We start from the raw sequence: 14,073 nt of genomic DNA, 5'->3' as shown, positions 1-14,073 counted from the left end.
TGTCTATTACATTTTTAAATAGACGGTTACTACAATATGTTTGTTTAGACATTTATTTCTGTATTCAAACAAGAAGGCTTAAGAAAGCTATTACTTAAACATATAAGTTTCTTTTCTACAGAATATTAATTAAAATAATTTTAAAACAACGATGATAAACAATAAAAAAATCATACTAGGGTTAATTTGCTTTACATTACTCCTTACAAACTGTTCTACTGATAATGATGACAAAAGAGGAAACTGGAAGGAGCGTTCGATTTTTGATGGGATTCCTAGGAGTAATGCGGCTGGTTTTACTATAGGAAGTAAAGGCTACATGGGAACAGGTTATGATGGTGATGATTATCTTGATGACTTTTGGGAATATGATATGGATGGAAACTATTGGTCTCAAAAAGCCAGTTTTCCAGGTATACCAAGAAGCGCAGCTTTAGGTTTCACCTTAAGCAATAAAGGATATATTGGTATTGGATATGATGGTGATTTAGAATTAAGTGATTTCTGGGAATATGACCCCAATACTAATGTCTGGTTACAAAAAGCGGATTTTGGAGGCGGAGTACGTAGAGGTGCTGTAGGTTTTAGCATTAATGGTTATGGATATATTGGCACTGGGTATGATGGCGACAATGATAGAAAAGATTTTTGGAAATATGATGCCACAACAGATGTATGGACTGAAATTGTAGGTTTTGCAGGTAACAAACGTAGAGATGCGACTACATTTACTTTAAACAACAAGGTCTATTTAGGAACAGGTGTAAGTAATGGTATATATCTAGATGACTTTTGGACATTTAACCCACAAACTGAAAGCTGGACAAGGAATAACGATTTGGATGAAGAGGATGATTACAGAGTAGCACGTTCCAATGCTGTTGGTTTTTCCATAAACGGATTAGGTTATATAGTCGCTGGTTACAATAATGGAGCCTTAAATTCTGTATGGGAATATAATCCAGGTATCGATACATGGGAAGAACTTTCTGGAATAGAAGCTTCTGCACGTCAAGACCCTATAAGCTTTTCTGATGATCACAGAGGGTTTGTTTTATTGGGTAGAACTGGTAACCTATACCTTGATGACAACTATGCCTTTTTTCCATTAGAAGAATTTGATGAAGAGGATTAATAATTGGTAGACACCCTAATAATCAAGCTAATGTATTGTACCGTATTAGTAAGATTATTAGGGTATTTTAAAAAAAATCTGAAATGAAAAAAACAACAATCCGCATAAGTTTTAGTATCTTAGTTATTCTAGGTCTGTTTTTATTTTTTAAATCCGAACCATTAATAACGACTACTGTTTTTAAAATTGAAGATGGTTACGGCTATACCATTTTAGCAAAAGATAAAATAATAATTAAGCAAGAAGTCATTCCAGTAATACAAGATCAAAAACCCTTTTGTTCTATAGCTGATGCCAAAAGGACAGCAGCACTTGTAAAAAATAAAATTATAAATAGAGAAAAACCAGCATTAACCTTAGAAGAACTTAAACATTTAAAAATACATATTGATTGTGTAAATTTGTTATAGTAGACCTAAAAAAATAATAGTATGCTCGAAGCTATTGAAAAATATAAAAAAGGAAGTATTCATTTTTTAATATGGTCTTCTATTATATCTATTATGTTACTTCCTGTTTATGAAGCAAGAGGAGAGATTCCTTCGAGATTTCTTTGGCTAATCTCAATAAACATTATACTATTCTATGTAAACTATTTATATCTTGTCCCACGCTTTTTATTAAAAAAAAACACCACGTTATATCTTGTCTCAATCACAATTATTATAATTGGTCCAATCTATTTAGCAACCTTCTTTTTTCCTGTTGATTCTTCTAAACTACTGTTTAAACAATTTCAGAACCTAAAAGGCATTCGATATGGACTTCCTTTGCTGTTTAATGCCATTTTTATAATTGTAGGCACCGTAATTAGAGTGTATGAAGAATGGAATATTAACGAAAGAAGAAAAAAAGAAATAGAATCACAAAACAATTCAGCAGAACTTCAAATTTTAAGAAATCAATTAAATCCACATTTTTTCTTTAACTCTTTAAATAGCATTTATTCTTTAGTTAGAAAAAAATCTGATAATGCGCCTGAGGCCGTAATAACATTATCTGAAATGATGCGGTATATGCTGTATAAATCAAATGACCAGTTTGTCCCACTTGAACAAGAGTTAGACTATATTCAAAACTACATAAAACTACAACGGTTACGTATTGCAAATAATGAAGACATAAAAATAAATATTACTGGGCACATTACATTTCAAAAAATAAGACCATTATTATTTATTTCTTTAATAGAAAACGCCTTTAAATATGCAACTGATTTTAAGGGAAGAACAGAAATCAAAATAGAGATTACTATCAACGAGGAAACACTTAAATTTAATTGCAAAAATTTAATTGGAAACAGAACTAAAAACAAAGAGAATTCTGGTATTGGAATACAAAACACAAAAGAACGTTTAGAATTATTATACCCTCAAAAGCATTTCTTACTTTTAGAAGAAAAGAATAACCAATTTATCGTAAACCTCTCATTAAAACTAGATTAAATGAAATGTATAATCATAGATGATGAACCACTAGCTATAGATATTATAGAATCTTATGTTAATCAAATAGGAAGTATTGAGATTGTTGCGACTTGCAGTAATCCATTAGAAGCAATAACGCTTCTTAATAAACACCAAGTTGATTTAGTTTTTCTAGACATAGAAATGCCTAATCTTACTGGAATTGATTTAGTAAAGACTATTGAAAACATTCCGCAATTCATTTTTACAACAGCATATCCTCAATATGCTCTAGATGGTTTTAATTTAAATGCTACCGATTATTTAATAAAACCGATCCCGTTCCATCGGTTTTTAAAAGCTGTTTCTAGAGCAAAAGAAAAATATGAATTAAAAAAAACTAATAATATAAATCCGTTACCTACAAATACAACACACAGGGCGACTAATAAGGATTATATTTTTGTAAAATCTGAATATGAGAACATTAAAATAGATATTAACAACATAAAATACCTCCAAGGACTTAAAGATTATATAAAAATATACACTCTAGATAACAATAAATCGATATTAACACTTTCTAGTTTTAAAGATATTTTAGAGAAATTACCACAACATTTTTTAAGAGTTCATAAATCTTTCATTGTAAATATTACTCATATAAAAGCACTTCAAAAAACAAAAATTGTTATAGATGATGTCCGTATACCTATAGGAGAAACCTATAAAGAAAACGTTTTGAAGTGCTTAGGGATATAGAGCTGTTTTAAGTTGACACTATCCAAAAAATAGTGTCGTTATTTCTAATTTTAAAAAAAACGTGACAGTTTATCACTACTTATAAAAGCATTCTCTCATCATTTTTAGTTGATTATTTATCGTTTCTACATTGGGTCTTTCTGGTAAATTAGATGCATCATATATAACTTCTAATTCAGTTTTTATACGATCTGCTTTACTTATCAAATCATCATATTCAAATGCTGCATTTTTTATAGACAACAAAAATTCTCGATCATAGCGTCTAACGTTAATATCCTTTTTTAAACCAATTTCTCTAGCCATATGAAGCAATCTAAACGTATGCATCATATTCTTAGCATCATAGTTTTTACAATGCGAAATACTACTCTTGTATCGTGCTTCGTTTCTTTTATTTACCCAATTCCAATATTCCTTGTGCTTTTTACAATAGCTAGAATAAGCATCTACATTAAAATGTAACATCGCTAATGGTTTTTCCTTTTTTGGGACAGAGCTTAAACAAACTTCATTCGCATTTTCTCTTGACACACCATTATATGGGATAGTATTACTATAAAACAGGTTGTAACAATCTCTCATATGTGGTATTTTAGCTAAACCACAATTCGAAACATTCAACTTATTTTTGACTAAAAAACAGTTCAGTGATATTGTTTTTTCTTCAAATCTTACGTAACAAAAATCTTCAACTACTTTCCGTTTGAGTTCTACAGGGTTTACAATTTTCTTATTTAACCCTCTTGCTTTTTTAATTTGTGTAAACGCATAATTAGCAAATGTATTTTTACATAATTTAGAAAGAAAAGTGCTTTTATCTAAATTATCATATATCGGGTTTTTATATAAAATACATTCATCAGGAACATTCAACAACTCTAAAACATTAGGATTATTCTTTGCCAACAACTCTATAAACTTCCGTAATTCATAGTAAACTATATCATTGGTTTTATTATTCACCTGCCCTACATAGCTCAAACTATAAAATTGCGCCTTAGGTAATATAAAGACTCCTCTAATATCTGTATCGGAAGCTGCTGTATCCAAACCATAAGCCCTACTTCCCGCAATACATTCAAAAATAATATTTCCAGATTTCCTAAGTTCTTCTAGTGTCATTTTAAAGTTTTTATAAAAAGCGCATTGAATGGCTCTGTTTTTCTGCTTATACTAGGTAATAGCCTCGCCTTTTTGTCATTATCTTTAATAAGTTCTTTTAAATACTGATAAAGCACTTCATTCTTTTCAGTATAAAAATCTTCATTGTGCTTCCTTTTCAACACAACCATTTCTTCTATTTTCTTGCGAGTACGATCGTTTACAATAGTTAGTACTTCTGAAAAAAAAACAGGAGGAATCGTCTTATTCTTAATAATCCAATGGGCCGACAAAGCAGTTCTCATTGCGTATAAAAAGCTTTTTAACTTTACATCTTCCTTTGTTATCTTATTCAAAAAATTCTTACTCATACTATGGTAGTGATAGAAACCTGCTATGGGATTAAAATTCTTGCTCGCCAACATTTGCATTTCCTTTAAAAATACAGCATCTACTTTATAGATCATAGGAGAGAACAGCCACTCTAACAAAGAGGTGTTAGATTTGGCCATTAATTTCAATGACTTTCTTAAATCCCATCCTGAACCATCCAAATAATCACCTGTTAAAAACTCTATCGTATCCTTTTTACCCCATAGGTTTAAATACCAATCTTTAGAATGTTTATATATAAATCTAATATCGTAATCTGAATTTGGAGAAGCAAAACCCCAAGCTCTACTTCCAGATTCACAAGCAAATAATATTTCGATGTTCTTTTCTTTCTCTAACTCTAAAAGTTTTTCTAATATTTTAGTTTTCATGACTTTAATGAAGTTTTAACACTTAAAATAATTTCTTCCTTACTTAAGCCTTCCATTTGTTTTTCATAACAATCTTCCAAAACCTGCTTAAATGCTTTAGAAGGTGCTAAACCTAATGTAATTAAATCTCTACCTAAGACTAAAGGTTTAATTCTTGTTTCTCCAAAATCCTTAAATAATTTGAAGCATTTTTCTGATACTTTGTGCTCATCCAATACAACATCTCTTCCCGTTCTTCCTGCTGAATCAGCTTTACTTTGCCACCCTAGAATATCTAGCCTACATTTATTATGCAATCGTTTCCAAGCTGTTTCCTTTGCTTGAGAATGATATAACTGTGCTGGACGCATATGCAATTCTACAATGGTAGTTACTCTATATATTAACATCTTATCATTCGTCATTCGTCTTAAAAAACGTTCTGCAATACTTGCGCCTACAATATCGTGTCCATATGACTTTAAATCAGGTGTTGTAGTAGCTGGCTTTCCTACATCGTGTAACAATGCTCCCAACATGTACGCCAATCTCCAACCCTCTGGAATTAAATGCCTCAATTGAGCTGCATTATCTAGGACCATTCCTGTATGAACCCAAACATCTCCTTCCGGGTGCCATATAGAATTTTGTGGGCAATCTATTAAATCACTTAATTCTGGAAAATGAATTAACCATCCTGATTCTTTCAAAAACTCCAGCCCTACAGATGGTTTTTCTGCTTTCAACAGGAGTTTTTCCCATTCTACAAAAACACGTTCTTTTGATAATTCTGAAAATGTATTTATCATAGATTGACATAATTTCATAGTAGCTTTAGCAACTTTCTTTCCTTTCCTAGGTAATAGTTGCATGATTCTTAATACTCGCAATGGATCCTCTATAAAGGTTTCTTTTGCTGTGGCTCTAATAATTCCTTTTTCTAAATCTTTTAACCCATCAAACGGATCTTCTATCTCTCCATTATGCAAGTTTTGATACATACTATTAATCGTTAGGTCTCGACGCTCACCCGCTTCCCTATATGTCATCTTTTCATTTAACAAAACATCAAACCCTTTATGTCCTTTACCTATTTTGTTTTCTTTTCTAGGTATAGATATATCTATTTCTATATTATTAATTGTTGTTTTTATTATTCCAAACGATTTTCCTACTAAATTATATGGCTAGTCTAATAGATCAATTAAAACAACCAATTCTGCATAGGACAAACCATAGACTTCGATATCCACATCCTTTATAGGTAACCCTTGAATTCTATCTATAACAGCTCCTCTAATTAACATTGCTATTCCCCCTTGCTTCTTTATCATTTCAAGAAGCGTTTGAAATATTTTTTCTTTAAAGATTTCTGTTGCTATGCCTTCCATTTGTTTTTATTATTTATCAATCTCTTTTTAATTGAACGAATTAAATGTTTTTTCATTTTCATCCTTCCTTTCTCTGAACGGATTGCTCATTAAACACCAGTGCAAGATCTTTCCTTTAAATATTTTTGAACAACATCATATTTGAAAATACTATATAAGTTTCCAATTACTTTTATTAATCTGACAGTCATTTCTTATTTAGATTATTAAGCAATGAAAAAAAAGCTTCAAGATTATTATTCCTTTTATAATACTTAAATGAGTTGTAGTGCGCTTTAGAGATTACATTTTCATCTTGGATTTTAACTAAGTATTGTATTAAAAGGTTTTGCTTTCCTTGACTATTTACTTTTATCAATTGCCCTTTTAATAATACCAAAAATCAATAATGGAATTTCCACAAATACTATTGAAAATAGAATTATGGGAATTGCTATAGTTATTATAAAGACCTCCAAAAATGCTTAAAGATTTTTCCTTCATTTTATTTGCTCTTCATTTTATCTTGTCTTCGCTTTTTTCTCCAAGGTGCATTTTTTTGCCAATCGCCAGCCATAATACAACCATAGGGCATTACCTCATCGATAACTTCACCCAAACCAAACTCTTCCATCTGGTTTCTAACGGTTTCTGCGTTCTTGTATGCGCTTGGCAACTCGGTAATGTCAATTTCCTTAGAGAAAAATCGAATATCTAACCCTTTAGTTTCCTCATTAAAAATATCTGTAATTGTTCCTGTCTTACTTTTTCTATGCTGTGTTCTACTCACATTTCTACCAGCGCCGTGTGGCGCAAACCCTAAATTATTTTTGGTGGTTTTTCCTTCTACAATTAATACTGGTTCCGACATATTCAACGGGATTAATCTTGGTCCAGTGATGTCTGGCATAAACCTAGCATCCAATGGTGTTGCACCTTTGGCGTGATAGAACAAATCGCCATCTTTAAACACAAAATTATGTTCGTTCCAGTATCGATCTTCAATAGTCAACTCTAAAGCTTCTGCTACTGAATCATGAATGACTTTATGGTTTACTTTTGTCCAATCCCTCATGGTTTGCAATGCTTCCCAATAGGCTTTTCCTTCTTCTGTTTCAAACGGAATCCATGCGTTTTGTTTTAAGGTTTCTGGTGACAGCTCTTTTCTGAATCTTTCGGCCACTTTCATTCCTTTTGTATACAACCTGGCTCCTGGACCTCTAGATCCATGATGTGTTACCAACATTGTATTTCCCGTTTTTTTTGATGTTCCCACAAACAAAAAGTGATTGCCATCACCTTGTGTTCCTAAATGCGCTCTCGCTGCTTGAATCATATTTCCATCGTTTAAAAAACAATTAGCTTTAAAGGCTTCTAATAGTTCTTTTGGAAATCTAAATTGTGTATTCCTATCTCTTCCGCCTGGCCCAAAATGTGTGCTCTTATGTGCGGCATCTAAAACGGATTTTGGATCTGCTTTACCAAAATCGCTTAACATGACCGAACAACAAATATCGGCACTATGCATTCCTGGATGGATTGCATTTTTTGCAACTACAACTCCACCTACAGGAATGGTTCCGCTTGGTCCTGCTGGACAGGCGTCTGGCATAATTGCTCCATCTACGAGTGTTGGCGTTTTCATTAATGTTTCCATGGAGTTAACCACTTTAGACACATTATCTTCTTCCAACTCGTTTTCTGCTTTAATGTTTATTGAAAATGCCACAGTTTCTGTATGTAAATCGACTGGATCTGGCGATTTAAATTGCTCTAAATAATTAAGCATTGCTTCCCCTTCCAATGTATTTGTATTTATATACTCGATGGCATCTTTCATCCATTTTCCTTGTCTAAATCCTAATGCGATTAATTCGTTTCCTGTTATTTTATTTACGTTTTCCATTTTTATTTTATTAAGCCCCACCAGCTTCCATTGTCTGGCGGAGCACTATTTAAAGCCTAATTAGAAAGGCTTCTGTATGATTACAATGCAAATATTTCAAAGCGTTGCGCAATCTTTTTGCGTAGTATTATTTATTTGTAATTTATTTTCCTCATAAGTAAACTTGTTTGAGGCCGTAGTGTTCTTTTAAACATTAAAGTTTCTTTGAATAAAACACAGTTTGTTGTTAATCCCGCGTAAGCGATTGCAGCGGTATCCTTTTGCTTTTTCTGCAAAAGATATAGCGGAAAGCGCGACCCAAACCTTTTTCGGTTTGGGTTACGCCATAAGCTTACTTATTCACAGAGAATATATCTTTTAATTGTTCTATGATGTTACCATTACCAGAGACTGTAATTTCACCAATCTTATCGGCGATTTTCTCTACATATTCCATTTCTTTCAACTTAAACAGCATCGTATTATCTTCCATTAGTTTTGCGGTATTCAGTAAACTTCTTGTCGATGCTGTTTCTTCTCTTCTCATAATAACATTTGCTTGTGCTTTCTTATGCGCAATCAATACTTGATTCATGATGGCTTTCATATCTCCTGGTAAAATCACATCTCTTATCCCGCAATGCAAAACAACAACGCCTAATGTGGCTACTTGTGTTTTAACCGCGTTAAATACAGCTTGAGTTATTGTTTCTTTTTGCTCCAACATTTCATCTAGCGTATAAGTCCCAACAAATGCACGCAATGCCAATTGCAATGTGATGTACAATTGTTTTTCATAATCTTTGTTATGCATTAAAGCCGTTTCAATATCCACAACTTTATATTGTGCATTGAAATTGATTCTCACTGTTGCCTTATCTTTTGTTAACAATTCTTGACCAGAAATTTCTATTTGTAATTGACGTAAATCGGCTTTTGCAATTTTAAGGGTTTGCTCGTTTCTCCAAAAATGGTAGCTTCCTTGCTCTAAAATTTTAACATTCTTCTCGTTTACAATCATGACTGCTTTTTCGTAGGCGGATACTTCGAATACTCGAATATATTTGCTTAGTTCTGGCTTGCTATACAATGCTTTGTCGATTGGTTCTGTTATTTCAATCTTATTTAAATCGGCAGTTACAAATTTGTAATCGATCAAAGTATTCCAATATGCATGACGACCTGCTGTTAATACTGTTTTAAAGTTATTGTTTTCGTACACCAAAGCTATTTCATGATCCCTAACTTCTATTATGGTTAACATATTGGCTAAAGCCTCATCTTTAAGTAAGATTTCCAATGCTTTGGGTGCGTTAAACGGTGTAGACAAGCTATAAGTTAGAACACTCTCATTAAACCCCAACCAATATTTACCTTCTGTAATTACCTTTTGGTAATCACCATTTTTAAACACTAAGCCTACAGTACCCGCATAAATTCTTACTCTTTTCATTTTTCTACTTTTTATTCTGAATGCCTTCAGAATTATTAAACATTTATAATAAATTCCTTTTTTAGGAATCCCTATTCTTTTTTAAACAATGTGAAAGAAAAACGATCTTTCTTACTACGGAAACACATCGTTATTTTAGGTACGACCTTAAGTTTATGCTGAAACGTTTACCTATAGATCCATATAAAACATCATAGCCTAATTGGTAATTATTGCAACAAAAAGTTAAACCGTTACTTTAAAATACACTTTGTATTTCAAGGTATTTTCGGGATTGTTGCCTTGAAACATTTCTGTCTTACAACCCGCTTAACTTCACATTGTTTTGCCGTTTTAAGTGCGACTCACGTTGTGGTCCGTTTTACAAGATGACCAGCTTTTTCAAGGATGGATTTTGAGTCCATTTCAATGCAACATTTTCAGTGTTGTGTCTTAGACCGCTCGACCACAAAACCGTTACGTTTTGGCAGGATTCGAACCTGCGATTGAAAACCTACTGCTTTACCAGACTTAGCTACTTCAAATTAACGAAGGCAGGATTCGAACCTGCGTACATAGATGGAGACTGTTTTTTGGATACACAATCGAAACCTTCAAGTCAAGTTGAACATAAATCCTTAATACTAAACAGTAAAGGCTCATGCAATGGTGTTATATCGAAACACTTAACAAGACTCGCTTGATGTGAAAGTAGTAGGACTCGAACCTACTCGCTAATTAAAGACCAGATTTTAACTCAATACATTCTACTTTAATAAAGTAGGATTCGTTGAATTTGAAAACGCATTTCAGCCTGACGAGCCAACCAATTACTCAATACTTCCATTTTAATTATTTAATCTAAGAATCAGTATTTTCAACCGTAATCTTCTCCGTTATTTTAATTATTGTCGTTTTAATGCTTTCTAATAGAAATACAAACGCACCTCTTTTAGCATAATACCCAAAAATTAAACTGCCAACATTATTAAAGGAACTCTCCTTTATCGCTTCAATTAAGTTTTCTAAATTGATTACAGTTATTTTAAAATTATAGTTTTCTTTAACTTCAGTAAATGCTTCAGTAGAAAAATCGAAAGCATCAATCCCACAACATTCAACCAAGCAATGTTGCTCTAATGCTTTCCAAAGTTTTTCATCTTTCATTAAAAAGGCGTCTGCATTGAACCTATCTCTATTTTTCATTTTTTCTCTTTATTAAGCCCCACCAGCTTCCATTATCTGGCGGAGCACTACTTTTGAAGCTTAATTAGTAAAACTTCTTTATGATTACTTTGCAAATATTCCATACTGTTGCGCAATCTTTTTACGCAGTTGTATTTTATTTTACTTCTTTTTATTTCTATGCTTCTTTTTCTTAGAACCTCTTTTCCTTTTACTTGGTTTTAGTTTCGTTTTTATGCGACTAATTTCATCATTAATATAATTTATGAATGAATCATTAAACCCAAATATTATTGCTGTTTTTAAAGCCTTAATAGCTTTTTTATAGTCTTGCTTAATTTCGAAGAGCTGCCCTTGTTTATCCCAAATAGAGCCTTGATCTATACCTTTAACCGTCAACGCAAAATCGATTAGTTTTTGAGCTTCGTTAAAATCGCCATTCCACAATAACACTTGAATATACTTAGTATACACTTTATGAAAATCCATTTTACTTGCCAACGCTTCTGCGTAATATGCTTTGGCTTGCTCATAATCACCTAACTGCTCTGCTTGTATTCTTCCCATTAGATATAAAGCATAGGTATTCTTAGATTCGTAAGACAAAGCATAGTTTAAATTTTCTACAGCTTCTTCTAACTCGTATGGATAAGCATCTATAGCTTTAAGCACATAACTATTTAACAAATTTGTTTCCATCGTTTTAGCTATTTAATTCGTTTCGCAAGTCATTTTTTAATGCATTGCGTTGCTTTTTATACGTTTTTACAATTGTATTCTTTTTAAAACTCGCCCCTTTAAAAACTTGTACTGGATTACCTCTTTCTAATTTTAAATGATTTTCCCATTGGTTTTTTACGCTCACCTTTAATGCTTTCAATTGTAATGTACTTACTTTTTCTTGCAAGCGTATTTTTGCTATTTTCTTGTTTTGATGTTGTGAACGGCTATCCATAACCAACACTTGTATTTTGGTTGGTTTATGAATAGCCCTAATAGCGGAACTCACTTTATTTACATGTTGTCCTCCTGGTCCTGAACTACGTGTAGCTTGATATGAAATCTCTTTTTCTTCAATTTGTAATTGCTGAAGTTTTTCAATTTCATATAAGCCTACAAACCAATTTTTACGCTTGTGCTGCGGTCTAAAACCCGAGGCTCCTACCCACTGTATTGTACCTATCCATTGTTTTAAAAATACGTCTAGATTTTCTCCTTCCAATTGAATAGTCACTGATTGCAACGTACCATTCTCAATTCCTTTTTCTCTTTGTAATATTTTATATTCGATACCATTGCTCTTCACAGCTTCTAAAAATTGTTTTAGAACTTGCGCAACAACCCAACAACATTCTGCTGGCCCTTGCCCTGAGGTTATTTGTATTATTTTAGTTTTCATTTTTGTTCTTAAATTTTTAAATGAATCTCTCCATTCTTAGGATTTAGTACCATTTGTTGTACTGTGATATCCATTTTCACTTTACTATCTGACAATACATCAAAATAATCTTGTATAATCTTTGGTTTATTTTCATCCAACAACTCCTTGACTCTAACATGCCTTCCAAATGCTGTTAGTTGCAAAGTGTCTTGTGTTAATTTATTCTCTGTTAACGACAAATACTCATTGGTTACAATTAAACTATCATCTAAAGGTTTACGAATTGAAAATGTCGTTGGTGTTCTTTCTATTACTATATTTTCACCCTCATTAACACCTACAACCATTAATAGGCAATCGGATGCAATTGTTGTTTCCGATAGTATTTTGACAGCTTCAGTAAACGTCTTTGCTTTCTCCAAGACATCTCTAATTAAAAATGTAATGGGAATTGCAAATTGTGGCGATTCGTTACTCAAAACAGCATTCAATGTAATGGAGAACACGCCTTGTTTGACTCCAGAAAGCGCACCAACGAATCCTGGCCAACCTACAAGAGAATATATCTTTTTTTCATTTTGTTCGAAATCGAATATCTTAGTGTATTTCCCTAAAATGTTATTTTCGGTCCACCAATCTAAATTCCTAGCATGTAACTTTTCTTTTTGATTCGTAACACAAAATGCTGTGCATCCAAACACAAATTTCAAAACGTCGTAATACAAGTTTGTTATTAGTATTTGGTTTTCAGTAAAATTGCAAAACTTCTCTATAGATGTAATTTCGTCTCTATAGCTTTTTGATATAAAATTAATTTTATACAGTTCTATATAGTCCTCGAAAATTCCTGCTCCACTTAAATCTTCCAAATAATGTTTAAAAAGACCATTTATTTCTTCTGCATATTGCCTTAGACCTTTCCATCGCTCTGAAGATCTTAAGTCCAAATTTATTTTTATGCGTTCCATTTTAATATTTCTCTTATTTAAAAGTGTGACCATTATGTTAAAACGGATGCTCTAAGAGTTACCAGAGAGCCATACTATCCGTTCTAAAAAAGAGGAACACCCTTTATATTATTTATTATTTTCTATACTTACTCTAAAGGGTTTTTAGACAGTAATGCATTCCCTACTGGGTTTTCGCCTTTTTCAACCAATTGCAATGCTGCTTTTACTGCCCAACATTTATCACTTGAATGAATACTGGAATAATAACTTAACAAGGTTTTTGGCTCGACTACTTTCCAACCATTAACTTCTATTGTTTCAATAGTCTTAGATTCAAAAAAATCTATGGTTACTCTTACTTGTTTCCCTGTTTCTAGCCAATCTTTTTTCTCGTAACGTCTAAAATTCTCATTGCTAGGTATATGATCGTATCTTGTCCATGCTTTTTCAAATCCTTCGTTTGCTAGTATCACCATGACTTCTCCCACCTCTTTTGGATGCACAAAAATATCGATGTCCTTATGGTCATGTGCATGTTTGTATTCTGTATGATCTTCTGGCGACATAAAGTGCCAAGCCCAACCTCCAGAAATAATAACCCATGCTTTTAATTTATTCAATATGTCCAACCCTTGTTCTATTCTATAGTTTGGCCATTGTTCTCCGTATCTTTTTATGTTATGATTTGCTCCCATAATTCATTTGTTTTTTAAGAAAAAT

The 14,073-nt window shown here is 32.4% G+C and carries 15 protein-coding genes, 1 tRNA gene and 1 pseudogene; 4 read left to right on the top strand and 13 right to left on the bottom strand.

The window, feature by feature from the left end; genetic code table 11:
• Positions 1 to 151 precede the first annotated feature (151 nt).
• From AC2D8I_RS04335 to AC2D8I_RS04320, 4 genes are all read left to right on the top strand, one after another.
• Complete coding sequence (locus AC2D8I_RS04335) at positions 152 to 1,135, top strand: Kelch repeat-containing protein (RefSeq protein WP_484704761.1); 984 nt, start codon at positions 152 to 154, stop codon at positions 1,133 to 1,135.
• A gap of 83 nt (positions 1,136 to 1,218) precedes the next feature.
• Positions 1,219 to 1,545 (top strand): DUF4907 domain-containing protein, encoded by a 327-nt coding sequence (locus tag AC2D8I_RS04330; protein WP_484704760.1) that lies wholly within the window; start codon positions 1,219 to 1,221, stop codon positions 1,543 to 1,545.
• A 21-nt stretch (positions 1,546 to 1,566) separates the two neighbouring features.
• Positions 1,567 to 2,580, top strand: coding sequence for a sensor histidine kinase (locus tag AC2D8I_RS04325; RefSeq protein WP_484704759.1), 1,014 nt, complete (start codon positions 1,567 to 1,569; stop codon positions 2,578 to 2,580).
• A complete protein-coding gene (locus AC2D8I_RS04320) occupies positions 2,581 to 3,303 on the top strand; it encodes a LytR/AlgR family response regulator transcription factor (RefSeq protein ID WP_484704758.1) in 723 nt (240 codons plus the stop codon).
• Positions 3,304 to 3,378: 75 nt separating this feature from the next.
• Here the strand turns inward: AC2D8I_RS04320 and AC2D8I_RS04315 are convergent, their stop codons facing one another.
• From AC2D8I_RS04315 to AC2D8I_RS04255, 13 genes and pseudogenes are all read right to left on the bottom strand, one after another.
• Positions 3,379 to 4,428, bottom strand: a complete 1,050-nt coding sequence (locus AC2D8I_RS04315) for a nucleotidyltransferase domain-containing protein (RefSeq protein WP_484704757.1) — start codon at positions 4,426 to 4,428, stop codon at positions 3,379 to 3,381.
• Positions 4,425 to 5,171, bottom strand: a complete 747-nt coding sequence (locus AC2D8I_RS04310; protein ID WP_484704756.1) for a nucleotidyltransferase domain-containing protein — start codon at positions 5,169 to 5,171, stop codon at positions 4,425 to 4,427. The genes AC2D8I_RS04315 and AC2D8I_RS04310 overlap by 4 nt, the downstream gene beginning before the upstream one ends.
• Positions 5,168 to 6,052, bottom strand: a complete 885-nt coding sequence (locus tag AC2D8I_RS04305) for a tRNA nucleotidyltransferase/poly(A) polymerase-related protein (RefSeq protein WP_484704783.1) — start codon at positions 6,050 to 6,052, stop codon at positions 5,168 to 5,170. Before AC2D8I_RS04305 ends, AC2D8I_RS04310 begins: the two co-directional genes overlap by 4 nt.
• Before the next feature lie 33 nt (positions 6,053 to 6,085).
• Positions 6,086 to 6,313, bottom strand: a pseudogene (locus tag AC2D8I_RS04300) (nucleotidyltransferase family protein); the annotation flags it as partial.
• 24 nt (positions 6,314 to 6,337) lie between these two features.
• Positions 6,338 to 6,541 (bottom strand): hypothetical protein, encoded by a 204-nt coding sequence (locus AC2D8I_RS04295; protein ID WP_484704755.1) that lies wholly within the window; start codon positions 6,539 to 6,541, stop codon positions 6,338 to 6,340.
• Between the two features lie 484 nt (positions 6,542 to 7,025).
• Complete coding sequence (locus tag AC2D8I_RS04290; protein WP_484704754.1) at positions 7,026 to 8,426, bottom strand: RtcB family protein; 1,401 nt, start codon at positions 8,424 to 8,426, stop codon at positions 7,026 to 7,028.
• A 331-nt stretch (positions 8,427 to 8,757) separates the two neighbouring features.
• Positions 8,758 to 9,858: a slipin family protein gene (locus AC2D8I_RS04285; protein ID WP_484704753.1), complete on the bottom strand. Its 1,101-nt coding sequence runs from the start codon at positions 9,856 to 9,858 to the stop codon at positions 8,758 to 8,760.
• 685 nt (positions 9,859 to 10,543) lie between these two features.
• A tRNA-OTHER gene (locus tag AC2D8I_RS04280) sits at positions 10,544 to 10,682 on the bottom strand.
• A gap of 16 nt (positions 10,683 to 10,698) precedes the next feature.
• Entirely contained in the window at positions 10,699 to 11,043 is a 345-nt protein-coding gene (locus AC2D8I_RS04275) for a DUF6331 family protein (RefSeq protein WP_484704752.1), read from the bottom strand.
• A 141-nt stretch (positions 11,044 to 11,184) separates the two neighbouring features.
• On the bottom strand, positions 11,185 to 11,721 hold the full coding sequence (locus tag AC2D8I_RS04270; protein WP_484704751.1) for a tetratricopeptide repeat protein: 537 nt from the start codon (positions 11,719 to 11,721) through the stop codon (positions 11,185 to 11,187).
• Between the two features lie 4 nt (positions 11,722 to 11,725).
• Positions 11,726 to 12,421, bottom strand: a complete 696-nt coding sequence (gene prfH / locus AC2D8I_RS04265; protein WP_484704750.1) for a peptide chain release factor H — start codon at positions 12,419 to 12,421, stop codon at positions 11,726 to 11,728.
• 8 nt (positions 12,422 to 12,429) lie between these two features.
• Positions 12,430 to 13,371, bottom strand: coding sequence for a C45 family autoproteolytic acyltransferase/hydrolase (locus AC2D8I_RS04260; RefSeq protein ID WP_484704749.1), 942 nt, complete (start codon positions 13,369 to 13,371; stop codon positions 12,430 to 12,432).
• A 128-nt stretch (positions 13,372 to 13,499) separates the two neighbouring features.
• Positions 13,500 to 14,048: a hypothetical protein gene (locus AC2D8I_RS04255; RefSeq protein ID WP_484704748.1), complete on the bottom strand. Its 549-nt coding sequence runs from the start codon at positions 14,046 to 14,048 to the stop codon at positions 13,500 to 13,502.
• Positions 14,049 to 14,073 lie beyond the last annotated feature (25 nt).

Source organism: Lacinutrix sp. YIN62, assembly GCF_057219185.1.
This window is presented reverse-complemented; position numbering and strand designations above follow the sequence as displayed.